The 26,784-nt window shown below is 73.5% G+C and carries 22 protein-coding genes, 1 pseudogene and 1 riboswitch; of the genes and pseudogenes, 14 read left to right on the top strand and 9 right to left on the bottom strand.

Annotation, left to right across the window (positions count from 1 at the left end):
- Positions 1-15: 15 nt before the first annotated feature.
- The 6 genes from ABZ564_RS23365 to ABZ564_RS23340 all read right to left on the bottom strand — a co-directional run bounded on the left by ABZ564_RS23365 (position 16) and on the right by ABZ564_RS23340 (position 6,731).
- The gene (locus tag ABZ564_RS23365; RefSeq protein WP_360859724.1) at positions 16-807 is read right to left on the bottom strand and encodes an enoyl-CoA hydratase/isomerase family protein; all 792 of its coding nucleotides are present in this window, start codon (positions 805-807) and stop codon (positions 16-18) included.
- A 147-nt stretch (positions 808-954) separates the two neighbouring features.
- Complete coding sequence (locus ABZ564_RS23360; RefSeq protein WP_018518904.1) at positions 955-1,176, bottom strand: helix-turn-helix domain-containing protein; 222 nt, start codon at positions 1,174-1,176, stop codon at positions 955-957.
- A gap of 319 nt (positions 1,177-1,495) precedes the next feature.
- On the bottom strand, positions 1,496-3,094 hold the full coding sequence (locus ABZ564_RS23355) for an ABC-F family ATP-binding cassette domain-containing protein (protein WP_360859721.1): 1,599 nt from the start codon (positions 3,092-3,094) through the stop codon (positions 1,496-1,498).
- A gap of 265 nt (positions 3,095-3,359) precedes the next feature.
- Positions 3,360-4,670, bottom strand: a complete 1,311-nt coding sequence (locus tag ABZ564_RS23350; RefSeq protein WP_360859801.1) for a hypothetical protein — start codon at positions 4,668-4,670, stop codon at positions 3,360-3,362.
- A gap of 185 nt (positions 4,671-4,855) precedes the next feature.
- A complete protein-coding gene (locus ABZ564_RS23345; protein WP_360859718.1) occupies positions 4,856-5,983 on the bottom strand; it encodes a hypothetical protein in 1,128 nt (375 codons plus the stop codon).
- 91 nt (positions 5,984-6,074) lie between these two features.
- Positions 6,075-6,731, bottom strand: coding sequence for a class II aldolase/adducin family protein (locus ABZ564_RS23340; RefSeq protein ID WP_360859716.1), 657 nt, complete (start codon positions 6,729-6,731; stop codon positions 6,075-6,077).
- 143 nt (positions 6,732-6,874) lie between these two features.
- Between ABZ564_RS23340 and ABZ564_RS23335 the strand changes: the two genes are divergently transcribed.
- The 7 genes from ABZ564_RS23335 to ABZ564_RS23305 all read left to right on the top strand — a co-directional run bounded on the left by ABZ564_RS23335 (position 6,875) and on the right by ABZ564_RS23305 (position 15,499).
- Positions 6,875-8,146 carry an inorganic phosphate transporter gene (locus ABZ564_RS23335; RefSeq protein WP_360859713.1) on the top strand — a complete coding sequence of 424 codons (1,272 nt, stop codon included), beginning with the start codon at positions 6,875-6,877 and terminating at the stop codon, positions 8,144-8,146.
- 34 nt (positions 8,147-8,180) lie between these two features.
- A complete protein-coding gene (locus ABZ564_RS23330) occupies positions 8,181-8,414 on the top strand; it encodes a hypothetical protein (RefSeq protein WP_360859710.1) in 234 nt (77 codons plus the stop codon).
- A gap of 145 nt (positions 8,415-8,559) precedes the next feature.
- A riboswitch (cobalamin riboswitch) is annotated at positions 8,560-8,691 on the top strand.
- 122 nt (positions 8,692-8,813) lie between these two features.
- The gene (locus ABZ564_RS23325) at positions 8,814-9,824 is read left to right on the top strand and encodes a cobalamin biosynthesis protein (protein WP_360859707.1); all 1,011 of its coding nucleotides are present in this window, start codon (positions 8,814-8,816) and stop codon (positions 9,822-9,824) included.
- Positions 9,821-11,374: a cobyric acid synthase gene (locus ABZ564_RS23320; protein ID WP_360859704.1), complete on the top strand. Its 1,554-nt coding sequence runs from the start codon at positions 9,821-9,823 to the stop codon at positions 11,372-11,374. The genes ABZ564_RS23325 and ABZ564_RS23320 overlap by 4 nt, the downstream gene beginning before the upstream one ends.
- Entirely contained in the window at positions 11,371-13,422 is a 2,052-nt protein-coding gene (locus ABZ564_RS23315; RefSeq protein ID WP_360859701.1) for a putative cobaltochelatase, read from the top strand. The genes ABZ564_RS23320 and ABZ564_RS23315 overlap by 4 nt, the downstream gene beginning before the upstream one ends.
- Complete coding sequence (gene cobO / locus ABZ564_RS23310; protein ID WP_360859698.1) at positions 13,422-14,021, top strand: cob(I)yrinic acid a,c-diamide adenosyltransferase; 600 nt, start codon at positions 13,422-13,424, stop codon at positions 14,019-14,021. The genes ABZ564_RS23315 and cobO overlap by 1 nt, the downstream gene beginning before the upstream one ends.
- A complete protein-coding gene (locus ABZ564_RS23305; protein ID WP_360859695.1) occupies positions 14,015-15,499 on the top strand; it encodes a cobyrinate a,c-diamide synthase in 1,485 nt (494 codons plus the stop codon). The genes cobO and ABZ564_RS23305 overlap by 7 nt, the downstream gene beginning before the upstream one ends.
- 14 nt (positions 15,500-15,513) lie before the next feature.
- Here ABZ564_RS23305 and ABZ564_RS23300 read toward each other — a convergent pair whose 3' ends face one another.
- Positions 15,514-16,236 carry a ZIP family metal transporter gene (locus ABZ564_RS23300; RefSeq protein WP_360859693.1) on the bottom strand — a complete coding sequence of 241 codons (723 nt, stop codon included), beginning with the start codon at positions 16,234-16,236 and terminating at the stop codon, positions 15,514-15,516.
- A 272-nt stretch (positions 16,237-16,508) separates the two neighbouring features.
- Between ABZ564_RS23300 and cobC the strand changes: the two are divergent.
- Positions 16,509-18,129, top strand: a pseudogene (gene cobC / locus ABZ564_RS23295) (Rv2231c family pyridoxal phosphate-dependent protein CobC).
- A 165-nt stretch (positions 18,130-18,294) separates the two neighbouring features.
- Here the strand turns inward: cobC and ABZ564_RS23290 are convergent.
- Together ABZ564_RS23290 and ABZ564_RS23285 are read right to left on the bottom strand one after the other, a co-directional pair.
- Positions 18,295-19,407, bottom strand: a complete 1,113-nt coding sequence (locus ABZ564_RS23290) for an SCO1860 family LAETG-anchored protein (protein ID WP_360859690.1) — start codon at positions 19,405-19,407, stop codon at positions 18,295-18,297.
- Positions 19,408-19,729: 322 nt separating this feature from the next.
- Positions 19,730-20,830, bottom strand: a complete 1,101-nt coding sequence (locus tag ABZ564_RS23285; RefSeq protein WP_360859687.1) for an amidohydrolase family protein — start codon at positions 20,828-20,830, stop codon at positions 19,730-19,732.
- 133 nt (positions 20,831-20,963) lie between these two features.
- On the opposite strand from ABZ564_RS23285, the gene ABZ564_RS23280 reads away from it, so the two are divergent.
- The 6 genes from ABZ564_RS23280 (at position 20,964) to ABZ564_RS23255 (ending at position 26,781) form a co-directional block, all read left to right on the top strand.
- Entirely contained in the window at positions 20,964-22,070 is a 1,107-nt protein-coding gene (locus ABZ564_RS23280) for an aminotransferase class V-fold PLP-dependent enzyme (RefSeq protein WP_360859684.1), read from the top strand.
- Positions 22,071-22,389: 319 nt separating this feature from the next.
- Complete coding sequence (gene ectA / locus ABZ564_RS23275; protein WP_360859681.1) at positions 22,390-22,920, top strand: diaminobutyrate acetyltransferase; 531 nt, start codon at positions 22,390-22,392, stop codon at positions 22,918-22,920.
- A 133-nt stretch (positions 22,921-23,053) separates the two neighbouring features.
- Complete coding sequence (gene ectB, locus ABZ564_RS23270; RefSeq protein WP_360859798.1) at positions 23,054-24,310, top strand: diaminobutyrate--2-oxoglutarate transaminase; 1,257 nt, start codon at positions 23,054-23,056, stop codon at positions 24,308-24,310.
- Positions 24,311-24,363: 53 nt separating this feature from the next.
- A complete protein-coding gene (locus ABZ564_RS23265) occupies positions 24,364-24,762 on the top strand; it encodes an ectoine synthase (protein ID WP_360859678.1) in 399 nt (132 codons plus the stop codon).
- 4 nt (positions 24,763-24,766) lie between these two features.
- Positions 24,767-25,660, top strand: a complete 894-nt coding sequence (gene thpD, locus ABZ564_RS23260) for an ectoine hydroxylase (RefSeq protein ID WP_360859675.1) — start codon at positions 24,767-24,769, stop codon at positions 25,658-25,660.
- Positions 25,661-25,755: 95 nt separating this feature from the next.
- Entirely contained in the window at positions 25,756-26,781 is a 1,026-nt protein-coding gene (locus tag ABZ564_RS23255) for a VOC family protein (protein ID WP_360859672.1), read from the top strand.
- The last annotated feature ends 3 nt before the right edge of the window (positions 26,782-26,784 follow it).

Raw genomic sequence — 26,784 nt, 5'->3', positions numbered from 1 at the left:
CCGGCCCGTCCGTATTCAGTCGAGGGTGCCCGCCAGGTCGCGGAGCCGACGGCCTTGCGCGGCCCGCTCGGCGGCACGCTGCTCCTCGTACGTACGCGAGACGGCGCCGCGCAGCAGGGCCTTGGTCTCGATGACGGCGTCGCGCGGGGCGGCCAGCAGGGCGCCGGCCAGGTCGCGGGCGGCGCCTTCGAGCTCCGCGGCGGGCACGACGAGGTTGGCCAGGCCGGTGCGCTCGGCCTCCTCCGCGTGGACGTAGCGGCCGGTGGCGCAGATCTCCAGCGCGCGGGCGTACCCCACGAGGTGAACCAGGGGGTGCGTGCCGGTGAGGTCGGGCACCAGACCGAGGCTGGTCTCGCGCATGGCGAACTGGACGTCCTCGGCGACGATGCGCAGGTCACAGGCGAGGGCAAGCTGGAAGCCCGCACCGATGGCGTGCCCCTGGACGGCCGCGATCGACACGAGGTCGTTGCGGCGCCACCAGGTGAACGCCTCCTGGTACTCGGCGATCAGCGCGTCGAGCTCGCCCTCCGGGCCGCGCCCCATGTCGAGGAAGGACGGCTCGCCGTCGAATCCCTCGGGGGTGAAAGCCCGGCGGTCGAGTCCGGCGGAGAACGACACACCCTCGGCGCGCAGCACGACGACCCGCACACTGCCGGGCAGAGCCCGCCCGGCCTCGGTCAACGCCCGCCACAGAGCGGGAGACTGGGCGTTGCGCCTGGCCGGGTTGGTGAGGGTCACCATGGCGACCGCGTCGTCGACGGTGAGTCGTACGCCGTCCTTGTCGAGCACGGAGTCGAGCGAGGTCATACGGAGCCTCCGGATCGGGTGCAGTCAGCACATGAAGCCAAGTGACTGAACAGTAACCACCGGATCGATCATGGGATCGACCGGGTGGCCGCACCCGGAACCGGGGAGCCCCCGGGGCCCTGACGAACCCCGGACCGCTGCCGGCCGTCAGGCCGTCGCGGCCTTCTTCCCTCGCGTCGCGCCGCCGCGTCCGCGCAGCGTCACTCCGGACTCGCTGAGCATCCGGTGGACGAATCCGTAGGAGCGGCCCGTTTCCTCGGCCAACGCCCGGATGCTCGCACCGGAGTCGTACTTCTTCTTCAGGTCTGCCGCGAGCTTGTCGCGCGCGGCGCCGGTCACCCGGCTGCCCTTCTTCAGAGTCTCGGCCACCCGTGCCTCCTCATGGGAAGTGCGCTCTGGACTCTCATGATCACCCCTCGGGCGCTTCCTGGCCACCCATTCGGCAAGGTCCGTGCGACCGGATTCACACCCCCGGCGTGCGCCGGAGCGACCGGAATGCATCGTTCCGGCAGGTCGCACGGGCCGGCCGGCGGGCACTCCGGGAGGAACGTCCAGGTCAGGGCCCGCACAGGAAGGGCGGCCGAAATGGGTGCGCCCGGCAGCTATCTGCCGGGCGCCGCGCCGAGGTACGAGACGTACTCACGCAGATGACGGATCTCGGGTAGGCCGAATGATCCAGTACGAAGGATCAGGCCAGTGCGACCAGGTCCCGGTAGTCCGCGCCCCACAGGTCCTCGATCCCGTCCGGGAGCAGGATGATGCGCTCGGGCTGCAGGGCCTCGACCGCACCCTCGTCGTGCGTGACGAGGACGACCGCGCCCTTGTACGTACGCAGCGCGCCGAGGATCTCCTCGCGGCTGGCCGGGTCGAGGTTGTTGGTGGGCTCGTCGAGCAGGAGCACGTTGGCGGAGGAGACGACCAGCGTGGCCAGGGCGAGACGGGTCTTCTCGCCGCCGGAGAGCACCCCGGCGGGCTTGTCCACGTCGTCCCCGGAGAACAGGAACGAGCCGAGCGTCTTGCGGACCGCGACGAGGTCGAGGTCGGGCGCGGCGGAGCGCATGTTCTCCAGGACCGTGCGGTCCGGGTCCAGGGTCTCGTGCTCCTGGGCGTAGTAGCCGAGCTTGAGGCCGTGGCCCTCGACCACCCGGCCGGTGTCGGGCTGCTCGGCGCCGCCGAGCAGCCGCAGCAGCGTCGTCTTGCCGGCGCCGTTGAGGCCGAGGATGACGACGCGGGAGCCCTTGTCGATCGCGAGGTCGACGTCGGTGAAGATCTCCAGCGAGCCGTAGGACTTGGACAGCCCCTCCGCCATCAGGGGCGTCTTGCCGCACGGCGAGGGGTCGGGGAAGCGCAGCTTGGCGACCTTGTCGGCGACCCGGAGCTCGTCGAGGCCGGCCAGCAGCCGGTCGGCGCGCTTGGCCATGTTCTGCGCGGCCACGGTCTTGGTGGCCTTGGCGCGCATCTTGTCGGCCTGCGCGTTGAGGACCGCGGCCTTCTTCTCGGCGTTCTGGCGCTCGCGCTTGCGGCGCTTCTCGTCGGCCTCGCGCTGCTGCTGGTAGAGCTTCCAGCCCATGTTGTAGACGTCGATCTGCGAACGGTTGGCGTCGAGGTAGAAGACCTTGTTGACGACCGTCTCGACCAGCTCGACGTCGTGGGAGATCACGACGAAGCCGCCCCGGTAGGTCTTCAGGTAGTCGCGCAGCCAGACGATGGAGTCCGCGTCGAGGTGGTTGGTGGGCTCGTCGAGAAGCAGCGTGTCGGCGTCCGAGAAGAGGATGCGGGCCAGCTCGACGCGGCGGCGCTGACCGCCGGAGAGGGTGTGCAGCGGCTGGCCGAGCACCCGGTCGGGCAGGCTGAGCGCGGCGGCGATGGTGGCGGCCTCGGCCTCGGCGGCGTACCCGCCCTTGGTGAGGAACTCCGTCTCCAGGCGCTCGTACTTCTTCATCGCCTTCTCGCGGGTGGCGCCCTTGCCGTTCGCCATCCGGTCCTCGTTCTCCCGCATCTTGCGCAGGATCTCGTCGAGGCCGCGGGCGGACAGGACCCGGTCCCTGGCCAGGACGTCGAGGTCGCCGGTGCGCGGGTCCTGCGGGAGGTAGCCCACCTCGCCGGAGCGGGTGATGGTGCCGGCGGCCGGGGTGCCCTCGCCCGCGAGGCACTTGGTGAGGGTGGTCTTGCCGGCGCCGTTGCGGCCGACGAGGCCGATGCGGTCGCCCTTGGCGATGCGGAAGCTGGCGGATTCGATGAGCAGACGGGCGCCGGCGCGCAGCTCGATGCCTGAGGCGGTGATCACGGGGAGGAACTCCAGGGCGGAATGGACGGCGGAGGAACGGCAGGCGGGGACGACTCGACGCCGTTACTCACGCACACGCACAAGGAGAACTGCCATGGGAACCAGTCTACTGGCGGTGTCCAACGACTTTTCCGCGTGCTCCGCCCGGCTCCCCCACGGCACGGTCCGGGCGGCCCCGGCACGGACGGCGACGCGGCGGGGCCGGCCGGGGCACGGGGGATCGGGGCACGGCGGCTCGGGGCTCGGCCCCCGCGGGGCCACGCGTTCAGGAGCCGCCGGTGTGCACCTGGAACGCCGCCTTGCGGACCGCCTTGGCCAGCGCCGGGTCCGGATGCGCGGCGGCCAGCGCGACCAGGACCTGGACCGTGCGCGGGTGGCCGACGGCCCGTATCTCGTCGAGCAGGGCCGGGACCGTGCCCTGCACGGCCGAGTCGAGGTGCCGCACCAGGAGCCCGGTCTCGCCGTGGTCGGCGACGGCCGCCGCGGTGTCGACCCAGAGCCAGGTGGCCTCTTCGCGGCTGAGTACTTCCTGGGCGTCCTCGGGGTCCGTCCCGTCGTACTCGGCGAGCCACAGCAGGGCGTACGGGCGCAGCGACGGGTCGGCGAGTACGGCCCGCACCTCGGGTTCGGCGGGGGCGCCGACGACGCGCAGCGCCTCGAAGGCGAGCCCGCGCAGCAGGGCGTCCTCGCCCCGGGCCACGTCGAGCAGTTCGGCGACGGCGCTGCCGACGGGGCGGGCGGCCAGCCAGGCACGGTATTCGGCACGGGCGGGGCCGGGGGTGAGGCGGGCGCAGCCGAGGAGCATGTCGGCCGCGGCCTGCTCGATGTTGCCGGCCGGGCTCTGGGCGGCGACGCAGATCTGTTCCAGCTTGACCCAGACCGCCCAGTTGCCGAGGGGCGTCAGGGTGGCCTGGCCGGCGCCGAGGGTGAGCGCCCCGACGGCGGCCAGGCCCTCCAGGGCCCAGTCCAGCAGGAGGGCCACGAGCTGCGGGGAGTGGGCGGTGGGCGCCGGTTCGGCGGGGGCGGGCAGCGGTTCGGGGCCGTACGGCACCTCGCACCGCTCCTCGTGGAGTTCCGCGACGCGCTGGCCGAGGAGGTCGAGCAGGGCGGGCACGGTGACCGGTCCCGCCGAGAGCTGGAGCAGCGAGAGGACCTGGGGGACGGCCTCGACGGTCTCGGCGACGGCGGTGGACTCGACGTCCCGGGGCGCGGGGTGGACGAGCGACCAGGCGTCGAAGAGGGCCACCCAGCCACGGAGCACCGCGGAGTCGTCCCGGTCCCAGGCGCGCAGCCGCCAGCCGGGCCGCGCGGTGTCGCCGTGCAGTTCGACCAGGCCGGCGAGGCGGGCCCGGTCCCAGCCGGAGCGCACCTGCGCCGGGGACAGTCCCAGCGCGGCGGCGGCGTGTTCGAGGGTCTGGTCGGCCAGCGGCGGGGTGCCGGGGCCGTCCCCGTCGGCCGCCCAGCGGGCGATCCGTACGGCGTCGGCGAGCACCTTCCTGGCCTGGCGGGCCAGTTCCGCCCGGGGCGGGGTGCCCTCCGGGGGGTGCGGCGCGGACCTGGTGCGCCGGGCGGTCACGGCCTTGCGAGCGGTGGTGAGGGGTCGCGGGCGGACAAGTCGCAGCCTGGAGTCGCGCGGGGTACGGGACGTCACGGGGAGCAGTCTTGCCCCTGACGGCCCGAAAGCCCAAACGGAACCCGGGTCACCGGTGTTCACGGGCCCGTGCGCCGGCCGGGACCAATCGGCCGAACCGGCGCATCACCTCACATCAGGGGCGTGAGGAAGCGGCGCAGGGTCTCCTCGTAACGTGCCGGGCCGGCGTTCCACATCGCCGCATGCGGAGCGCGGTCGACGGTGTGCAGGGCGACGAGGTCGGGTCGGCCCGCGGCGAGCCGGCGGGAGTGCGACCAGGGCGCCAGGGTGTCGTCGGGGCCGTGGAAGATCAGCGTCGGGACGTGCAGACTCACCGGCAGTGAGGTGTCGAGGAGGCCCGTGCCGTGCAGCCCGGTCTGCCCCTGGGCGGCGCGCACGGCCAGCGGCAGCAGCGCGGAGGGGACGCCGCGCGCGGCGGCCAGGCCGCGCAGGGTGTCGGCCCAGTCCAGCACCGGGGAGTCGAGGACGAGACCGGAGATCCGGTCGCGGAGCGCGGAGCCGACGCAGGCGTGCAGGGCCATGGACGCGCCGGTGGACCAGCCGTACAGGATGACCTGCTCGGCGCCCTCGCGGACGGCGAAGCGGACGGCGGCGTCGAGGTCGCGCCACTCGGACTCGCCGAGGTGGCCGAGCCCGCCCGGGGGGCGGGGGGCGCCCGGATCGCCCCGGTAGGCGAGGTCGAGCACGGGCAGCTGTTCACCGTGCAGGAAGCCCAGGAGGTTCAGGGGGTGCTCCCGGGTGGCGCCGATGCCGTGCACGGTGATGACCCAGGTGCGGCGGGGGGCCGGTACGAGCCAGGCGGGCAGGGCGCCGAGTTCGCCGGGGATCCGCACCTCGCGGAAGGCGAGGCCGAGCGCGCTGCCGGGGTCGCCGCTGAACACCTGGGGCGTGATGCGGACCTTGTCGCCGGGGGTCAGGACGCCGCGGTCGACGCGCTCCAGCCTGCGCACGACGGTGTCGGCGGCCTGGTGGGCCCGGTCGAGCACGGGGCCGACGACGGCGTGGACGCCCTTGCCCGCCAGCCCGTAGGTGCCGGGGCGCAGCGAGGTGAGGGACCGGGTCAGGGTGACCTGTCCGGCGGCCGTGGCGTGGACGGTGAGTTCGCGGTCGGCGGGGAGCGGGCGTCCGGCCGGCGTCCTCAGCGCGACGTCGCCGGCGAACCGGCCGGCCGCGACCGCTGCCGCACCGGCGCCGATGAGTGTGGTGACGGCCGCTGCCGTCGCTGTAACCGGGCGCACACCATCAGTGTCGGGGCCGGGGCGGCGCGATGCCAGTGGGCAGGGCCGTCCGGTGGCCGCTCCCGGTCCCGTCGGCGCCGCACGGACCGCTTCAGCGCTGCCCGTACCCCTTCAGCGCTTCCCGCGCCTCGCCCAGCTGGTCCGCCGTGAGCAGGGCCGGGGAGCGGCCGGGGACGGAGCTCGCGGTGAGCCAGACCCGGCAGAGCCATTCGAGCTGGGCGGTGCGGTCGTAGGCCTCGTCGAGGGTGGTGCCGTAGGTGACGGTGCCGTGGTTGGCGAGCAGACAGCCGGTGCGGTCGCGGAGGGCGGCGAGCACGTTCCCGGCGAGTTCGGGGGTGCCGTATCCGGCGTAGGGGGCGACCCGGACGGTGCCGCCGAGCATCGCGGCGGCGTAGTGGACCGGGGGAACCTCGGTGACGAGTGTGGAGACGGCGGTGGCGTGCACCGCGTGGGTGTGGACGACGGCGGCCGCACCGGTGTTCCGGTAGATGGCGAGGTGGAGGGGAAGTTCGCTGGTGGGAGCCAGTTTCCCGAGGATCTGTCTGCCCTCCGGATCGACGCCGGTCAGGTCCTCGGGGCGGAGTCGTTCGTACGGCACTCCGCTGGGTGTGACCAGCACCGTGTCACCGACTCGCAGCGAGACGTTTCCGGAGGTTCCGACGACCAGTCCCTCGGCCGCCGTCCGGCGGGCCGTGGCGACGACCGCCTGCCATCCCCGGGCGATCGCGGCGTGCTCTCGGTCACTCATACGAAGATCCTTTCCGGTCCCGCCCCGGGCGCCGCCCGGCCGCCGCGGTGGGAGTCACCGCAACGCCCGGCCCAGTTCATCTTCCGTTCACCCAAGTTGCCTACGTTCCACGTGCCAATGACGTCGAACGATTGCCTGGGTAAATGGAACACATCACGCTGCTGCTCGCGATAGTGATCGTGACAGCTCTAGTGTTCGATTTCACGAACGGTTTCCATGACACCGCCAACGCGATGGCCACGACCATCTCGACCGGCGCGCTCAAACCCAAGACGGCGGTCGCGATGTCCGCCGTTCTCAATCTGGTCGGCGCGTTCCTGTCCGTGGAGGTCGCCAAGACGATCTCCGGCGGGATCGTCAATGAGGACGGCCTCAGAACCGAGGTCATCTTCGCGGCGCTCGTCGGCGCCATCCTGTGGAATCTTCTGACCTGGCTGGTCGGGCTCCCCTCCAGCTCCTCCCACGCGCTGTTCGGCGGCCTCATCGGCGCCGCGGTGATGTCCGCCGGCTGGTCGTCGGTCAACGGCGGCACCGTCGTCACCAAGGTGCTGCTGCCCGCCGTCGCCGCCCCGATCGTGGCCGGCCTGGCCGCGCTCCTGGCCACCCGGCTCACGTACCGGATCGGCGGCAGGATCCGGAACGACGCCCAGGAGAAGGCGACCGCCAAGGGCTACCGGGCCGGCCAGATCGCCTCGGCCGGTCTCGTCTCGCTCGCCCACGGCACCAACGACGCGCAGAAGACGATGGGCATCATCACGCTGGCGCTGGTCACCGGCGGCGTCCTCTCCCCCGGCTCCAACCCGCCGGTCTGGGTCATCGTCAGCGCCGGCCTGGCCATCGCGCTCGGCACGTACCTCGGCGGCTGGCGCATCATCCGCACCATGGGCAGCGGCCTGACCGAGCTGAAGCCCCCGCAGGGCTTCGCCGCCCAGACCAGCGCGGCCACCGTCATCCTGGCCTCCTCGCACCTCGGCTTCTCCCTCTCCACCACGCAGTCCTGCTCCGGGGCCGTGATGGGCGCCGGTCTCGGCCGCAAGGGAGGCGTGGTCCGCTGGTCCACCGCCACCCGGATGTTCGTCGCCTGGGGCCTGACCCTGCCGGCCGCCGGCCTGGTCGGCGCGGGCGCGGAGCTGCTGACGAAGCAGGGCACCTGGGGTGTCGTGGTCGTCGCGGCGCTGCTGGTGGCCGGCTCGGGGGCGATCTGGGTGCTCTCGCGCCGCAAGCCCGTCGGCCACGGCGATGTCGCGCCCGGCTCCGAGGACGCGGCCCCGGCCGAACCCGCGGGGGTCGTCACCCAGGCCATCGCGGCCGTGAGCCCGCCGCCCACCACGGCCCAGGCGCACGACCTCTCCGCCACCATCCCGGCGCCCGCCGGGCCCGTCGCCGCCGATCCGGCCCGACCCGCCACGGTCTGACAGACCCCGGTACTCCGGTAAGGACACCCCCCGTATGAACATCGACTGGGCAGCTCTGGGCACCGTCTTCGGCGTCTCCCTCGTCACCACCGTCGCCCTGGTGGGTCTCTTCACGCTCGGCATCGTCGGCCTCTCCAAGCAGCCGGAACCGGCCGCGCAAAGCGGGTCGGCGGGCTCCTCGCTGCTGCTGGCACGCGCCGGGGCGTACGTCTGCTTCGGACTGTGCGCGGCGGCCGTCGCGTACGGGATCCATCTCATCGTCGCCTGACGCGGCACCTTCCCGGCGGGCCGGACGCACCTCGTGCGCGTCCGGCCCGCCGCGCGTCCGCCCGCCCCGCGCCGCCGCAGGTCAACGGCGAGTTGACGGGCGTTCGCGGGGCGTGGTGGACTGCCGGAGCCATTACGGCGACAGCAGAGGAAGCCGGTGCGAATCCGGCGCGGTCCCGCCACTGTCACCGGGGAGCGGTCCCCCACCGCCGCACGTCACGGCCCTCGCCAGGGGCTGGAAGACCGGGGGAACCGCCGATCCGGAAGCCAGGAGACTCTCGTCGCCGTCACGTCGAACCAGGGCGCGGACCCTGAGTGAGGACATATCGCCATGCCCGGCCGCCGTGCGACCGTTTCCCCGCCGCCCCCGTCGGCAACCACCGGTACGGCCGGCTGAACCGTGCGTGCCGATCGCATCCACGCGTACGGCGCCACGGCCGGGCTGATCGGCGACCTGCTGCTCGGTGACCCCCGCAGGGGGCACCCGGTCGCCGCCTTCGGGCGGGCCGCGGCGGCCGTCGAGGACCGGCTCTGGCGCGACCACCGCGGCTGGGGCGCCCTGCACACCCTGCTCTGCGCCGGGGGCGCCGCCGGGAGCGCCGCGCTGGCCGCCCGCGCCCTGCGCCGCCACCCGGCCGCTTCCGTCGCCCTGACCGCCGCCGCCACCTGGTCCGTCGTCGGCGGTACGTCGCTGGGGCGCGAGGCCCGGGCCGTCGGCGGGGCGCTGACCGCCGGGGACATCGAACTGGCCCGGGAGCGGCTGCCGCACCTGTGCGGGCGCGACCCGCAGGCGCTGGACGGCCCCGGCATCGCGCGCGCCGTCGTCGAGTCCGTCGCCGAGAACACCTCGGACGCCGTGGTCGGCGCCCTGGTGTGGGGCGCCCTCGCCGGTGTCCCCGGGCTCGTCGGCTTCCGCGCCGCCAACACGCTCGACGCGATGGTCGGCCACAAGTCGCCCCGCTACCGGCGGTACGGCTGGGCCTCGGCCCGGCTCGACGACCTCGCGGGCTGGCCCGGCGCCCGGCTCACCGCCCTGCTCGCCGTGGCCGCCGGCGGACGGCCGCGGGAGGCGGCACGGGCCTGGCGGGCGGACGCCGCGAAGCACCCGAGCCCCAACGCGGGCCCGGTGGAGGCCGCGTTCGCCGGCGCGCTCGGCGTACGGCTCGGCGGGACCCTCGCCTACGGAGGCCGTGTCGAGCACCGGCCCGTACTGAACGGGGAGGCCGGCCGCGCGGTGGAGACGGGGGACATCGAGCGTGCCGTGCGCCTCTCGCGCCGGGTGGGCGTGCTCGCCCTCGGCGTCAGCGTGGCGGCCCGGCTGGGCGCGGGGACCGTCGCACGCCGGATCGCGGCAGCCGGCCGCTCCCCGAGCGCACCAGGACCTCGTACCTCTGGACGGAGAACGATATGAGCGGCGGACTGCTGGTCGCCGGGACCACCTCGGACGCGGGCAAGAGCGTCGTCACCGCGGGCATCTGCCGCTGGCTGGTGCGCCGGGGGGTGAAGGTCGCCCCGTTCAAGGCGCAGAACATGTCGCTGAACTCCTTCGTCACCCGCGAGGGCGCCGAGATCGGCCGGGCCCAGGCGATGCAGGCGCAGGCCGCCCGGGTCGAGCCGACCGCCCTGATGAACCCGGTGCTGCTCAAGCCCGGCGGCGACCGCTCCAGCCAGGTCGTCCTGATGGGGCGGCCGGTCGGCGAGATGAGCGCCCGCGGCTACCACGGCGGACGGCAGGAACAGCTGCTGTCCACCGTCACGGACTGCCTGGAGCAGCTGCGGGGCACCTACGACGCGGTGATCTGCGAGGGCGCGGGCTCTCCGGCCGAGATCAACCTGCGCCGCACGGACATCGTGAACATGGGCATCGCCCGGGCCGCGCGCTTCCCGGTGGTGGTCGTCGGGGACATCGACCGGGGCGGGGTGTTCGCCTCGTTCTTCGGTACGACCGCGCTGCTCTCGCCCGAGGACCAGGAGCTGATCGCCGGCTACCTGGTCAACAAGTTCCGCGGCGACGTCTCGCTGCTGGAGCCGGGGCTGGACATGCTGTCCGGCCTGACGGGCCGGCCGACGTACGGGGTGCTGCCCTTCGCGCACGGTCTCGGCATCGACGAGGAGGACGGCCTGCGGGTGTCGCTGCGCGGGACCGTGCGCGAGTCGGCGGTCGCCGCGCCGCACGGCGAGGACGTCCTGCGCGTCGCCGTGTGCGCGGTGCCGCTGATGTCCAACTTCACCGACGTGGACGCGCTGGCCGCCGAACCGGGTGTCGTCGTGCGGTTCGTGGACCGGGCCGAGGAGCTCGCCGACGCCGACCTCGTCATCGTGCCGGGCACCCGGGGCACCGTGAAGGCCCTCGCCTGGCTGCGCGAGCGCGGGATCGCCGACGCGCTGCGGCGGCGCGCCGCCGAGGGCCGGCCGGTGCTCGGCATCTGCGGCGGCTACCAGATCCTCGGCGAGCACATCGAGGACGAGGTCGAGTCGCGCGCCGGACAGGTCGACGCCCTCGGTCTGCTGCCGGTGCGCATCCGCTTCGACCGTGAGAAGACCCTCGCCCGGCCGTCCGGCGAGGCGCTCGGCGCACCCGTCGAGGGGTACGAGATCCATCACGGTGTGGCCGATGTGCGCGGCGGCGAACCGTTCCTGACGGACGGCCGGGGAACCCCGCTGGACGGCTGCCGCTCGGGGGCCGTCTGGGGCACCCACTGGCACGGTTCGCTGGAGAGCGACGCGTTCCGCCGCCGGTTCCTGACCGAGGTCGCCCGGACCACGGGCCGCCGCTTCGTGCCCGCGCCCGGCACCTGCTTCGCCGCGCTGCGCGAGGAACAGCTCGACCGCCTCGGAGACCTGATCGAGGAGCACGCGGACACGGACGCGCTGTGGCGGCTCATCGAGTCGGGCGCGCCCTCGGGGCTGCCGTTCATCCCGCCGGGAGCGCCCGCAACCCCCGTCAAGGAGGTCATGTGAGTACGCCCTACCCCTTCACCGCCATCGTCGGCCAGGACGACCTGCGGCTCGGGCTGCTGCTCAACGCGGTGAGCCCCGCCGTGGGCGGAGTCCTCGTGCGCGGCGAGAAGGGCACCGCCAAGAGCACCGCCGTACGCGCGCTGGCCGCGCTGATGCCAAAGGTGCGCGTCGTCCCGGGCTGCCGCTTCTCGTGCGACCCGGCGGCGCCCGACCCGGCGTGTCCCGACGGGCCCCACGAGGACGCGTCGGGCGTGTCGCGGGCGGCGCGGACCGTGGAGCTGCCCGTCGGCGCGTCCGAGGACCGGCTCGTCGGGGCACTCGACATCGAACGGGCGCTCGCGGAGGGCGTGAAGGCCTTCGAACCCGGGCTGCTCGCGGACGCGCACCGCGGAATCCTGTACGTGGACGAGGTCAACCTGCTCCACGACCACCTGGTGGACCTCTTGTTGGACGCGGCGGCCATGGGTGCCTCGTACGTGGAGCGGGAGGGCGTCTCCGTACGGCATGCGGCGCGGTTCCTGCTCGTCGGGACGATGAATCCCGAGGAAGGCGAACTGCGCCCCCAGCTGCTCGACCGGTTCGGGCTGACCGTCGAGGTCGCGGCGTCCCGGGAGACGGACCAGCGGGTGGAGGTGGTGCGGCGGCGGCTCGCGTACGAGGACGACCCGGCGGCCTTCGCGGCGCGCTGGGCCGACGAGGAAGCGGAGTTGCGGGACCGCATCACGGCGGCGCGGGCGCTGCTGCCCGGAGTGCGCCTCGGTGACAAGGCGTTGCGGCAGATCGCGGCGACCTGCGCGGCCTTCGAGGTCGACGGGATGCGCGCCGACATCGTGATGGCCAGGACCGCCACCGCGCTGGCCGCGTGGGCGGGGCGCACCGGCGTACTCGCCGATGACGTCCGGCAGGCGGCGCTGCTGGCCCTCCCCCACCGGCGCCGGCGGAACCCCTTCGACGCGCCGGGGCTCGACGAGGACAAGCTCGACGACACGCTGGAGCGGAACGGCGGCGGGGACGACGATCCGGAGCCGGACGGGCCGGGTGGCGGCGGTGGCGGCGGCCTCCCGCCCCGGGGGGACGGCCCCGACACGCCGCCCCCGCCCGCCGACGGGGCCGACGACACGCCCGGCCGGGGTGGCGAGCAGCCGGAGGCGGGGGCGCCCGTGCCGGGGCAGGGCGGTGAGCAGCGGCCCGTACGGGCCGGTGAGCCGTTCCGTACGAGGATGCTGAGCGTGCCCGGTCTCGGGGAGGGCGCGGCGGGGCGGCGGTCCCGGGCGCGCACCGAGCACGGGCGGACGACCGGCGCGCGGCGGCCCGAGGGGGCGCTGACCAAGCTGCATCTGGCCGCGACCGTGCTGGCCGCCGCCCCGCACCAGCGGGCGCGGGGCCGGTCCGGGCGGGGGCTGGTCGTGCGGCGGGACGATCTGCGGCAGGCGACGCGGGAGGGGCGGGAGGGCAATCTCGTGCTGTTCGTCGTGGACGCCTCCGGGTCGATGGCCGCCCGGCAGCGCATGGGCGCGGTGAAGGGCGCGGTGCTGTCCCTGCTGATGGACGCCTACCAGCGGCGCGACAAGGTCGGGCTGATCACCTTCCGGGGCCGGGACGCCGAGCTGGCGCTGCCGCCGACCTCGTCGGTGGACGCGGCGGCGGCCCGGCTGGATTCGTTGCCGACCGGCGGGCGCACCCCGGTGGCCGCCGGGCTGCTGAAGGCGCACGACGTGCTGCGGGTGGAGCGGCTGCGCGACCCGTCCCGGCGGCCGTTGCTGGTCGTGGTGACGGACGGGCGGGCGACCGGCGGGCCGCGGCCCGTGGAGCTGGCGGCGCGGGCCGCCCGGCTGCACGCGGCCGAGGGCAGGGCGTCGGTCGTCGTGGACTGCGAGTCGGGGCCGGTACGGCTGGGGCTCGCGGCGGACCTCGCGGGCGAACTGGGCGGCACCGCCGTCACGCTCGACGAGTTGCGCGCGGAATCGATCGCCGGACTGGTCAAGGACGTCCGGGGCACGGGCCTTCGGGGCGAGGGCTTCCGGGGCACGGACAGGAGGGCCGCGTAATGCCGCAGGGACGGCCAAAGAGCGTGCCGGACGACGGACTCACCACCCGGCAGCGGCGCAACCGCCCGCTGCTGATGGTGCACACCGGCATCGGCAAGGGGAAGTCGACGGCGGCCTTCGGGCTCGCGCTGCGCGCCTGGAATCAGGGGTGGCCCATCGGGGTCTTCCAGTTCGTCAAGTCGGCGAAGTGGAAGGTCGGCGAGGAGAACGCCCTGAAGGTGCTCGGCGCGAGCGGGGAGGGCGGAACCGTCGCCTGGCACAAGATGGGCGAGGGCTGGTCCTGGGTCCAGCGCGACGACCAGACGGACAACGAGGCGAAGGCCCGCGAGGGCTGGGAGCAGGTCAAGCGCGATCTGGCCGCCGAGACGTACCGGTTGTACGTGCTCGACGAGTTCGCCTACCCGCTGCACTGGGGGTGGATCGACACCGAGGAGGTCGTCGAGGTGCTGCGCGGACGCCCCGGTACGCAGCACGTGGTGATCACCGGCCGCAACGCGCCCGCCGCGCTGCTGGACGCGGCGGACCTGGTGACGGACATGTCGAAGGTCAAGCACCCGATGGACGCCGGGCAGAAGGGCCAGAGGGGCATCGAGTGGTGAACGTCCCCCGCCTCGTCGTGGCCGCGCCCTCCTCGGGCAGCGGCAAGACCACCGTCGCGACGGGGCTGATGGCCGCGTTCGCCGCGCGCGGGCTCGACGTGTCCGGGCACAAGGTGGGCCCCGACTACATCGACCCCGGCTTCCACGCGCTGGCGACCGGGCGCCCCGGGCGCAACCTCGACGCGTACATGTGCGGGCCCGAGCTGATCGCACCGCTGTTCGCGCACGGGGCGCGGGGGTGCGGGCTCGCGGTCGTCGAGGGCGTGATGGGGCTCTACGACGGTGCCTCGGGCCTCGGCGAGCTGGCCTCCACCGCGCAGGTGGCGAAGCTGCTGCGGGCGCCGGTGGTGCTGGTCGTGGACGCGTCCTCGCAGTCCCGGTCGGTGGCGGCGCTGGTGCACGGGTTCGCCTCCTGGGACACCGGGGTGCGGATCGGCGGGGTGATCCTGAACAAGGTGGGCTCCGACCGGCACGAGGCGCTGCTTCGGGAGGCCCTGGAGGAGTCCGGGGTGCCGGTGCTGGGGGCGTTGCGGCGGGCCGAGGGGGTGGCGGTGCCGTCACGGCACCTGGGTCTGGTGCCGGTGGCGGAGCGGCGGACCGATGCGGTGGCCGCGGTCTCGGCGATGGCGGGGCAGGTGGCCGCGGGGTGCGATCTGGAGGGACTGCTGGCGTTGGCGCGGTCTGCGCCCGCGTTGCCGGAGGCGGCTTGGGGGGCGGGCGACGCGGTCGGGGGCGCCTTCGGCGGGAGTGTTCCCCTGCCCGTCCCCAGGCTCTCGGCCTCGTTCGAGCAGGGGAGAGCCCACTCTTCCCGTAACCGGGTCTCCGCCCCGGCCTCCGCTCCTCGAACGCCGGAGGGGCCGGCTTCGGCCGCGGGGGCGAAGCCTGTTGTCGCTGTGGCTGGTGGGGCCGCTTTTACGTTTTCGTACGCGGAGAACACCGAGTTGCTCGCCGCTGCGGGGGCCGAGGTCGTGACCTTCGATCCGTTGCGGGACGAAGCCCTGCCGGAGGGGACGCGGGGGGTGGTGATCGGGGGCGGCTTTCCCGAGGTGTACGCCCCCGAGTTGTCGGCCAACGAGCCGTTGCGGAAGGCCGTGGCGGAGTTGGCGCGGGCCGGGGCGCCGGTCGCCGCCGAGTGTGCGGGGTTGCTGTATCTGGCGCGGTCGCTGGACGGGCTGCCGATGTGCGGGGTGCTCGACGCCGACGCACGGATGTCGAAGCGGCTGACGCTCGGCTACCGGGACGCCGTCGCGCTCACGGACAACGTGCTGGCGCCGGCCGGGGCGCGGATGCGGGGGCACGAGTTCCACCGCTCCGTCGTCGAGCCGGGCGCGGGTGCCGAGCCCGCCTGGGGCATGCACCGGCCCGAGCGGCGCGTGGAGGGGTTCGTCCGGCAGGGCGTACACGCGAGTTATCTGCACACCCACTGGGCCGCCTCACCCGGTACGGCCCTGCGGTTCGTCGAGCGGTGCCGGGGATGACCGCGGTGCCGGGGTCACTGCGCGAGGCCCACCACCAGCCAGATGAACCCCACTCCGGCCACCGTGCACAGGAGGGTGGAGAGGGCCGGGTGGTGGTGGTGCGCCTCGGGCAGGATCTCCGCGGCGGCCAGGTAGAGGAGCGCGCCCCCGAAGAAACCGAGATAGCAGCCGAGGAGTTCCTCCGGCAGGGTGAACAGCAGCGTCGTGGCCGCCCCGACGACGGGTGCCACCGCGTCCGCGAACAGCATCGTCAGGGCCCTGCGGCGGGCGTTCCCGTACAGGCTGGTGATCGTGTACGTGTTGAAGCCGTCCGCGAAGTCGTGCGTGATCACGGCGAGCGCGACGGTCGCCCCCATCCCTCCGCTGACCTGGAAGGCGGCGCCGAGCGCCACCCCGTCCATCAGGCTGTGGCCGACCATCGCGGCCGCCGCCGTCAGCCCGACCTGCGGGACGCGCTGCTCGGCCGCCCCGTGTGCCGCCTGGCGCACCGCGAGCAGCCGCTCCACCAGGTGGGCCACGAGGAAGCCGCCGACGAACAGCAGCAGGGCCGCCGGGACTCCGAAGACGAGGCCGCCCGCCGCCTCCACCGCCTCGGGCAGCAGGTCCAGGCCGACCACGCCGAGCATCAGCCCGCCGGCCAGGCCGAGGACCAGGTGGCGGCGGTCGCTGACGTGCTGGGCGACCCAGCCGCCTGCCAGGGTCATCAGGAACGCGCCGAGCGCGACGAACACCGCCATGGCCTCTTGCTAGCCGATGCACCCCGGTCCGCGCATCTCGGCCACCGACCGGGGCGCGCGAGGCCGGCGAGAGCGGCGGGACCGGCCGGAGCGACGGGACCGGCGTTCCGGCTGCCGAGGCCGGCGAGGCCGGCGAGGGGATCGAGGCCGCCGCGCCCGGCGCTCCGATCGCCGGAGGCGCTGTGTCCGGCGTCGGCGTGCTGATCACCGAGACCGGCGAGACCGGCCGGAGCGACGGGACCGGCAAGGTCGGCGAGGTCGGCGAGACCGGCATTCCGGCCGCCGCGGTCGCCGCGGCCCCCGCGCCCGGCATTCTCGTCGTCGGGGTCGGCGCCTCCCGGGGCGTCTCCGCGGACGAGGTGGCCGGGCTGGTCGGGGAGGTCCTGCGGGAGGCGGGACTCCCGCCGCGCGGGGTCGCGGAGTTGGTGACCGTCGAGGCGAAGGCCGGCGAGCCGGGGATCGTGGCCGCCGCCGCCCGGCTCGGGGTGCCGCTGCGGGCCTACCCGGCCGAGGTGCTGGCCCGGGTCGCGGTGCCGCACCCCTCCGACGCGGCGCTCGCCGCCGTCGGCACGCCCTCCGTGGCGGAGGCGGCGGCGCTCGCCGGCGGCGGTCGGCTCCTCGTGCCCAAACGCGCATCGCGGCCCGGCGGGGGACGGCCCGCCATGGCCACCTGCGCGGTCGTGCGCCGACCGGTCGGGACCGTTGCGTGAAACCGGGTGCGGGGCGCATAGTCATCCTGCCGGAGTACACCCCCGACGACGGCGCACACCCCCACACCACACCCCCACCACGGCGGTCATGCACACTCCCCTTGAGAGTCCCGACGCGACAGGCGCGGGCACGCACGATCTGCGTCACCACGGAGACGCGGAAGTACGCGGACGGGACCGGGATCTGACCGATCTCGCCGTCAACGTACGGGCCGGGACCCCCCCGGCCTGGCTGAAGGAACGGATAGCCGGCTCGCTCGGCACGCTCGCCGCGTATCCGGACGGGCGCGCGGCCCGTGCGGCGGTCGCCGCGCGGCACGGACTGCCCCCGGAGCGGGTCCTGTTGACGGCGGGCGCGGCCGAGGCGTTCGTCCTGATCGCCCGCGCGCTGCCGGCCGAACGGCCGTATGTGGTGCACCCTCAGTTCACCGAGCCGGAGGCGGCCCTGCTCGCGGCCGGGCACGAGGTGGGCCGGGTGCTGCTGCGGGCCGGGGACGGCTTCCGGCTCGACCCGGCCGACGTGCCCGCCGACGCGGACCTGGTGGTGGTCGGCAACCCGACCAACCCGACGTCCGTGCTCCACCCCGCCGCCGTGCTGGAGCGGCTGGCGCGTCCCGGGCGGACCCTGGTGGTCGACGAGGCGTTCATGGACGCGGTGCCGGGCGAACGTGAGGCCCTGTGCGGGCGTACGGACGTCCCCGGGCTCGTCGTCCTGCGCAGCCTCACCAAGACCTGGGGGCTCGCCGGGCTGCGGATCGGTTACGTGGCGGCCGCCCCGGAGACCATCCGCACCCTGGAGGAGGCACAGCCGCTGTGGCCGGTGTCTTCCCCGGCGCTGGCGGCGGCGGAGGCGTGTGTGGAGCCCCGGGCGCTGGCGGAGGCCGCCGACGCGGCGGACCGGATCGTGGTGGACCGGGCCCATCTGGTGGCCGGGCTGCGGGAGTTCACGGAGGTCCGGGTGGTGGAACCGGCCGAGGGGCCGTTCGTGCTGATCCGCCTCGACGGGGCCGCCGAGATACGGGAACGGCTGCGGATGCTGGGCTTCGTCGCCCGGCGCGGCGATACGTTCCCCGGGCTCGGGGAGGGGTGGCTGCGTCTGGCGGTCCGCGACCGGACGACGACCAACCGCTTCCTCCAGGCCCTCGATCTGGCGCTCCAGGCACTGACGGTGGCGGGGCGGTAGGGCGCGGGTTCGGTCGGCGGTGGAGCGCCGGGCCGGTCGGCGGCCGGGCGCCGGCTCGTACGGTGAGCACTGCTCCACCCCCGGAGCACCGGTTCAAACGGTGAGCGGTGTGCCACCCCCGGAACACCGCTCACCCCTCTTCCCCCGGTTCCTCCCCCTCGGGCCTCAGCCCCGCGCGCGGCGCCTGGTCAGGACCATGGCGCCCGCGCCGGCCGCCAGCAGCAGGGCCGCGCCACCCGCGATGTACGGGGTACTGGAGCTGCTGCCCGTCTCGGCCAGGTCCGCGTCGGTCGCGGCGGGCGCCTGGTCCGTGCCCGTCTGGGTCTTCACGTCGCCGCCGTCACCCCCGGTGCCACCGGTCTTGTCATCGCCGCCCGTGGAGCCGCCGTCACCGGAACCCCCCTCGGTCGCGCCGCCGTTCCCGGAACCGCCGTCGGTCGAACCGCCACCGTTCCCGGAACCGCCGTTGCCGGAGCCCCCGTTCTCGTTGCCGCCGTTCTCGCCGCCGCCGTTGCCGGAGCCGCCGTTCCCGCCGCCCCCGTTGTCGCCGCCGCCGTTGTGGCCGCCGTGGCCCTCGGGGGTCTCGCAGGTGGCCTCCGCGAGCGTGACCTCGCCCTTGACGTCCGCGACGTTCAGGTGGAGCGGGTTGACCGACACACTCAACCGGAGCGCCACCGCAGCGGCCGTGCGCGAGGTGGTCTCCGTCTTCGAAAGGTCGAGGGTCACCTCGCCGACCTCCGGCACCGCGACCCGCGTGGTGCCGCCGGTGGTGAGCGTGACGCGCTTGCCGAGCACCGTCACATGCCCCAGCACGTTGGACTCGGCGACCGGCCGGCGGCCCGCCTCGCAGACCGCCTTCGAGGTGACCTTCTCCACCTCGATCAGCGGGAACATCATGAGCCCGGGAAGGCTCACCCGCGCCTTCGCGAGGTTGCTGTAGCCCTCGGCGCGGTGCTTCCCGACGGTCGCCTTCGCGGTGGCCACGTCGGCCTTCAGAACGCTGAACGGCTTTCCGTCGTTCACACCGTCGAGCCGCACGCTGAGCGCGGTCTCCTCGGCGCTGCGCGGCGCCCGTACCTCGTTGAGCGTGACCTTCAACGGCACGTCGACCGTCTTGTTCAGGAGCGAGACGTCGAGTGCGGTACGGAGCACGACCGCGCTCGCCTTCCCGTCGCCGCCGGTCGTCGCGGGGGCGGCGTGGGCCGGGACGGTGGCCAGCAGGGCGACGGGAGCGGCAGCGACCGCCAGGGCGGCGAGGCGGAAGGTGTTGCTGTTCAAGATGGCGGAACCCCCACAAGAGACATGGAGCCACCGGCGCCGTCCAATGGGGGACATCGCGGGCACCGGTGGCCTCGACTCCGTGAATCTTTACGCACAGAGAGTGAACTGGCGGACACCTGAGGCGAGTTCACTCCAAAGGGGGGTTTCCGCGCCTGTTTTCGATTATTCCGGCACGTGCGTTCCTCGCGTTCACCCGTTTCACTGAGCTCCACGGCGTTTCGGACCGCGCGAGGGAGGCTCGTACGGTGACCGTGCCGCGTACACGGAAAAGGTTCAACGAGCGGGCCGCCCCCTGGTCACTGCCGGTCAACGCGGTGCGTCAGCCGATCACGCGCCCGTTCAGGACGATCCGGCGCGGGCCGGCCAGCACGCGGACGTCCGCCCGGGGGTCCTCGTCGTACACCACGAGGTCGGCCGGCGCCCCCTCCTCGAGGCCGGGCCTGCCGAGCCAGGCCCTCGCCCCCCAGGTCGTCGCGGACAGCGCCTCCAGGGGCGGGATGCCCGCCCTGACGAGCTCCGCGACCTCGTCGGCCACCAGACCGTGCGCCAGGACCCCGCCCGCGTCGGTGCCGACGAAGACCGGCACCCCGGCGTCGTAGGCGGCGCGCACGGTGTCGTAGCGGCGTTCGTGCAGCCGGCGCATATGGGCGGACCAGCGCGGGAACTTGGCCTCGCCGCTCTGCGCGAGCGAGGGGAAGGTGGCGATGTTGACCAGCGTGGGGACGATCGCCACGCCGCGCTCCGCGAAGAGCGGGATGGTCTCATCGGTCAGCCCCGTGGCGTGCTCGACGCAGTCGATCCCGGCCTCGACGAGGTCGCGCAGCGAGTCCTCCGCGAAGCAGTGCGCGGTGACCCGGGCGCCCAGCCGGTGCGCCTCCGCGATGGCCGCCTCCACCGCCTCGCGCGGCCACAGCGCGGTCAGGTCGCCCACCTCGCGGTCGATCCAGTCACCGACGAGCTTCACCCAGCCGTCGCCCCGGCGCGCCTCCTGGGCGACGTAGGCGACCAGTTCCTCCGGCTCGATCTCGTGGGCGTAGTTCCGGGTGTAGCGGCGGGGCCTGGCGATGTGGCGGCCGGCCCTGATGATCTTCGGCAGATCCTCGCGGTCGTCGATCCACCGGGTGTCGGCGGGCGAGCCCGCGTCCCGCAGGAGCAGCGCCCCGGCCTCCCGGTCGTCGAGGGCCTGCTTCTCGCTGGTCGCCGCGTCGACGGCGCCGTGGTGGTCGAGTCCGACGTGACAGTGGGCGTCGACCAGTCCGGGCAGGGCCCAGCCGGTGACGGTGACCGCGTCGTCCGCGCCGGGCGGCCGCTCGTAGGAGACCCGGCCGTCCACCGCCCAGAGCTCGTCCCTGACCTCCTCGGGGCCGATGAGCACCCGCCCCTTCACATGCAGCACCCGCGATGCGTCGTGATCACTCATGCACAGCACTGTACGAGGGGCGGTCCCGGGTGCGACGCCCTGTACCGGAGCGTCCGACGGGCGCTGGGTACTCTCGAAGACGCCCGGTCAGCAGACCGGCGCCCGCCGATCCGAACCCGAAGAGAGCACCGCCGTGACGCACCCCTTCCTCGACCTCGCCCCGCTGACCGCCGCGCACTTCGCGGCGATCGAGCGGCGGGTGGCCGGGCTGCTGGCCACCGAGCAGGACGTCGTCATCATGCAGGGCGAGGCGCTGCTGCCCCTGGAGGGCTGCATCAGGGGCGGCGCCCGGCCCGGTTCGACGGCGCTGAACGTGGTGACCGGCCCCTACGGGCAGACCTTCGGCAACTGGCTGCGCGACTGCGGGGCCGAGGTCGTCGACCTGGAGGTGCCCTTCCACACGGCCGTCACCGCCGCCCAGGTCGCCGAGGCGCTGGCCGCGCACCCGGAGATCGACTTCGTCTCGCTGGTCCACGCCGAGGCGGCGACCGGGAACACCAACCCGGTCGCGGAGATCGGCGAGGTGGTGCGGGCGCACGGGGCGCTGTTCATGCTGGACGCGGTCGCCTCGGTGGGCGCGGAGCCGCTGCTGCCGGACGCCTGGGGCGTGGACCTGTGTGTGATCGGGGCGCAGAAGGCGATGGGCGGGCCGGCCGGCGTCTCGGCGGTGTCGGTGAGCGAGCGCGCCTGGGCGCGGATCGCCGCCAACCCGCAGGCCCCGCGCCGCTCCTACCTGTCGCTGCTGGACTGGAAGGAGCGCTGGATCGACGGCGGCCGCAAGGCGCTGCTGCACGCCCCGGCCCAGCTGGAGATGCTGGCCCTGGAGGCGTGCGTGGAGCGGATCGAGGCGGAGGGACTGGACGCGGTGATGGCCCGTCACGCGGCGGCCGCGGCGGCCACCCGCGCCGGTGCGGTGGCACTGGGCGGCGGTCTGACCCCGTACGTGCACGAGGCGCGGGACGCGGCGCCGGTGGCGACCACGCTGCGCGTGCCCGAGGGGGTGGACGCGTCCGGGCTGGTCGCTCGGGCGCTCGCGGGCGAGCCCTCGCTGCCGCTCATCGCGGGCGGGGGCGCGCTGGCCAAGGAGATGATCCGGGTCAATCACTACGGGGTGGATGCGACGCGGGGCGCGGTGCTCTCCTCGCTCGCGGCTCTGGGGGCGGCGCTGGCCGAGGCCGGCCGACAGGTCGATCTGGAGGCTGCCCGGAAGGCCGTTTCGGAAACCTGGCCCAGCGAATAAATAGCGACGCCACCGAACAATGCGGGGAACTGCCTGAATCAGAGCAGCTCCCCGCATTCTTATGCCCGCTTCCCTCCGGACTAAACACCCCAGTTACCAATCCGTTCCCAGGGCTCATTTCGCTTGCGTGTGGGGAGAGTTATGACCTTGTGACCGACTCCACACAGGCGGCGATTTGCCCGATAAATACCGGACAGAATGGTGGAAACCAAAGGCGATTCGCGCCGGTGCGCGCACCCGCCTGATAACACAGACGCCCGCCTCGCCCAACCCCTCGCGTCGATGCGATTTCGAAATTTGCTAGGTAAATTCCAATGCCATGACCGCCGCACCAGCAGATTTTGCCCGTGCCCGAAGCGAATTCCTCACCATCGACACACCACGAGTGGAGGACGGAGCCGCGATCTGGCGTATCGCCCGCGACTCCGAGGTCCTGGACCTCAACTCCTCGTACAGCTACCTGCTGTGGTGTCGTGACTTCGCGGCGACCTCCGTGGTCGCCCGTGACGAGACCGGCACCCCGGTCGCCTTCGTGACGGGGTATATCAGGCCCGACCGCCCCGAGACACTCGTCGTCTGGCAGGTGGCCGTCGACCACCGCCACCGCGGGACCGGCCTGGCGGCGAAGCTGCTGGACTCCCTGACCGCGCGCGTCGCCGCCGAACAGGGCCTCGCCGCGGTCGAGACGACCGTCACCCCCGACAACACCGCATCGGACCGCCTGTTCACCTCCTACGCGCAGCGCCACGACGTGGCCCTGGAGCGCGAGGTGCTCTTCGACGGCGGCCTGTTCCCGGAAGGCACCCATCTGCCGGAAGTGCTCTACCGCATCGGCCCGTTCCACGCCTGAGCGCGCGCTTCCACCCACCGCAGCTTCCTTCGACGCCGCCCGTCGCACCACCTCACGCAGGAGACCCGCTGTGACCATCACCCCGCCCGCCCGCCCGTCTCCCACCACCGCCCCCGACGGCCAGGCCTACGGCCTGACGCCCGCGGACCTCAGTGTCTTCGAGACCGTCGAGTCCGAGGTACGGAGCTACTGCCGCGGCTGGCCCGCCGTGTTCGACCGCGCCCAGGGCGCCCGGCTGACCGACGAGGACGGCCACTCGTACCTGGACTTCTTCGCCGGCGCGGGCTCGCTCAACTACGGCCACAACAACCCGGTGCTCAAGCGCGCGCTGATCGACTACATCGAACGCGACGGCATCACGCACGGCCTCGACATGGCGACCACCGCCAAACGCGCCTTCCTGGAGACCTTCCAGAACGTCGTGCTGCGCCCCCGCGGCCTTCCGTACAAGGTGATGTTTCCCGGCCCGACCGGCACCAACGCCGTCGAGTCGGCCCTGAAGCTGGCCCGTAAGATCAAGGGCCGCGAGTCCGTCGTCTCGTTCACCAACGCCTTCCACGGGATGTCGCTCGGCTCGCTGGCCGTGACCGGCAACGCCTTCAAGCGGGCCGGCGCGGGCATCCCTCTGGTGCACGGCACGCCGATGCCGTTCGACAACTACTTCGACGGCCAGGTGCCCGACTTCCTCTGGTTCGAGCGGCTGCTGGAGGACCAGGGCTCCGGGCTCAACCACCCGGCCGCCGTGATCGTGGAGACCGTCCAGGGCGAGGGCGGCATCAACGTGGCCCGCGCCGAGTGGCTGCGCGCGCTCCAGGACCTGTGCCACCGCCAGGACATGCTCCTGATCGTCGACGACATCCAGATGGGCTGCGGCCGGACCGGCGGCTTCTTCTCCTTCGAGGAGGCCGGCATCACCCCGGACGTCGTGACGCTGTCGAAGTCCATCAGCGGCTACGGACTGCCCATGTCGCTCTGCCTGTTCAAGCCGGAGCTGGACGTCTGGGAGCCGGGCGAGCACAACGGCACCTTCCGCGGCAACAACCCCGCGTTCGTCACCGCCGCCGCCGCGCTCGACGCCTACTGGGCGGACGGCCAGATGGAGAAGCAGACACTGGCCCGGGGCGAGCAGGTCGAGCAGACGATGCTGGCCATCTGCGGTGAGCACGACAGCGCCCGCTTCCGGGGCCGGGGCCTGGTGTGGGGCCTGGAGTTCGACGACCCGGCCCGCGCGTCCGCCGTCTGTGCCCGCGCCTTCCGGCTGGGGCTGCTGCTGGAGACCTCCGGCCCGCAGAGCGAGGTCGTGAAGCTGCTGCCGCCGCTCACCATCACGCCCGAGGAGCTGGACGAGGGCCTGCGCACGCTGGCCCGTGCCGTGCGCGAGACCGCCTGAACCGTACGACCCGCAACGAACCACCGCCGTAGAGGGAAAGGGACCGAACCACCGTGATCGTCCGATCGTTCACCGACGTCGAGAACACCGACCGGCATGTGAAGGCCGCTTCCGGCACCTGGGAGAGCAAGCGCATCGTGCTCGCCCAGGAGAAGGTCGGCTTCTCGCTCCACGAGACCATCATGTACGCCGGCACCGAGACGTCGATGTGGTACGCGAACCACATCGAGGCGGTCCTGTGCGTCGAGGGCGAGGCCGAGCTGACCAACGACGAGACCGGTGAGAAGCACTGGATCACGCCGGGCACGATGTACCTGCTCGACGGCCACGAGCGCCACACGATGCGGCCCAAGTCCGACTTCCGCTGCGTCTGCGTCTTCAACCCGCCGGTCACCGGACGAGAGGAGCACGACGAGAACGGTGTCTATCCCCTGCTGACCGAGGAGGGCTGACCCCATGACCACCGACGTACGCACCGACCTGTACCCCTCGCGCGGCGCCGCCGAGATGACCACCCCCCGCCAGGACCCGGTCATCTGGTCCGCGCCGGGCGCCCCGGGCCCGATCACCGCCAAGGAGCTCCAGGGCTACGAGCACGACGGCTTCCTCACCATCGACCAGCTGATCACCCCGGACGAGGTGGCCGGCTACTACGCCGAGCTGGAACGGCTGATCGCCGACCCGGCGGTCCGCGCCGACGAGCGCTCCGTCATCGAACCGAAGTCGCAGTCCGTACGGTCGGTCTTCGAGGTCCACCGGATCAGCGAGGTCTTCGCCCGGCTGGTCGCCGACGAGCGGGTGGTGGGCCGGGCCCGCCAGATCCTCGGTTCGGACGTCTACGTCCACCAGTCGCGGATCAATGTCAAGCCCGGCTTCGGCGCCTCGGGGTTCTACTGGCACTCGGACTTCGAGACCTGGCACGCCGAGGACGGACTGCCGCACATGCGGACGGTGTCCGTGTCGATCGCGCTGACCGAGAACCACGACACCAACGGCGGGCTGATGATCATGCCCGGTTCGCACAAGTCGTTCCTGGGCTGCGCGGGTGAGACGCCGAAGGACAACTACAAGAAGTCCCTGCAGATGCAGGACGCCGGCACCCCGTCCGACGAGGCGCTGACGAAGATGGCCGACCGGCACGGCATCAGGCTCTTCACGGGCAAGCCCGGTTCGGCGACCTGGTTCGACTGCAACGCGATGCACGGCTCGGGCGACAACATCACGCCGTACCCGCGCAGCAACGTGTTCATCGTGTTCAACAGCGTGGAGAACACCGCGCAGGAGCCGTTCGCGGCGCCGGTCCGCCGCCCGGAGTTCATCGGGGCGCGCGACTTCACCCCGGTGAGGTAGGTCCCGGCAGGGCGTGGGGGTGGTACGGGAAACCGTGCCGCCCCCTCCGGCGTATCTCGGTGGACCGCGGCGGGGCCGGCGGCGACAGTGTGCGCATGACATCCCACGTACAGCACCTCACCATCGACTGCGCCGACGCCCACACCCTGGGCACCTTCTGGTCGGCCGTGCTCGGCGCCCCGCTCTCCGACGAGGACCGCCCCGGTGACCCCGAGGCCCTGGTCGAAGCGCCGGGCGCCGCCCTCCTGTTCGTCACCGTGCCGGACAGGAAGACCGTCAAGAACCGCGTCCATCTGGACATCAAGCCCGAGGACCGCACCCGGGACGAGGAGGTCGAGCGGCTGCTGGCCCTCGGCGCGACCCTGGTGGCCGACCACCGCAAGCCGAACGGGCGGGGCTGGGTGACGCTGGCCGATCCGGAGGGCAACGAGTTCTGTGTGGAGTGCGGTGCGGCCGAGCGCGCCCGGCTGAGCGGGACGCGCCTGCCCGTCACGGCGGACGACGTGACGGCCGCGGTGCGCCTCGCGGTGGACACGCTCGGGAAGTCACCGGCCTCGGACTGGCACGTTCCGGCGGGGACCCTCGCCTGGGACTGCTGGGAGACCGCGGAGCACCTGAGCGACGATCTGTTCGCGTACGCCGTGCAGCTCGGCCCGCGCACGCCGTCGGTGGAGGGCCGGGTGCCGTACCACTGGGCGCCCCGGCGCGAGGGCGGCCCGTGGAACGCGATCTCGGCCGATCCAAAGGCCGGGACCGCCGGGCTGCTCCAGACCCTGGAGGCGAGCGGCGCGCTGCTGGCCGCGATGGTGCGCACGGCCTCGCCGGCCACCCGCTCGTTCCACAGCTACGGGGTCTCCGACCCGGAGGGCTTCGCGGCCATGGGGGTCGTGGAGACCCTGGTGCACGCCCATGACATCGCCTCGGCCCTGGGCGTCTCCTGGGAGCCGCCCGCCGCGCTGTGCGACCGGGCGCTGGCCCGGCTCTTCCCCGACGCCCCGGACGACGCGGACCGGTGGGCCGTACTGCTCTGGTCCACCGGCCGCGGCGACCTGCCGGGCCGCGAGCGCGTCACCTCGTGGAAGTGGCACAGCGCCCCGCTGGAGGCGGCCCCGCAGGCGTGATCT

It is taken from the genome of Streptomyces sp. NPDC019224, from assembly GCF_040632605.1.
GTDB lineage: Bacteria > Actinomycetota > Actinomycetes > Streptomycetales > Streptomycetaceae > Streptomyces.
The sequence above is the reverse complement of the archived record's forward strand: the minus strand, read 5'-3'. Positions and strand labels throughout refer to the sequence as shown.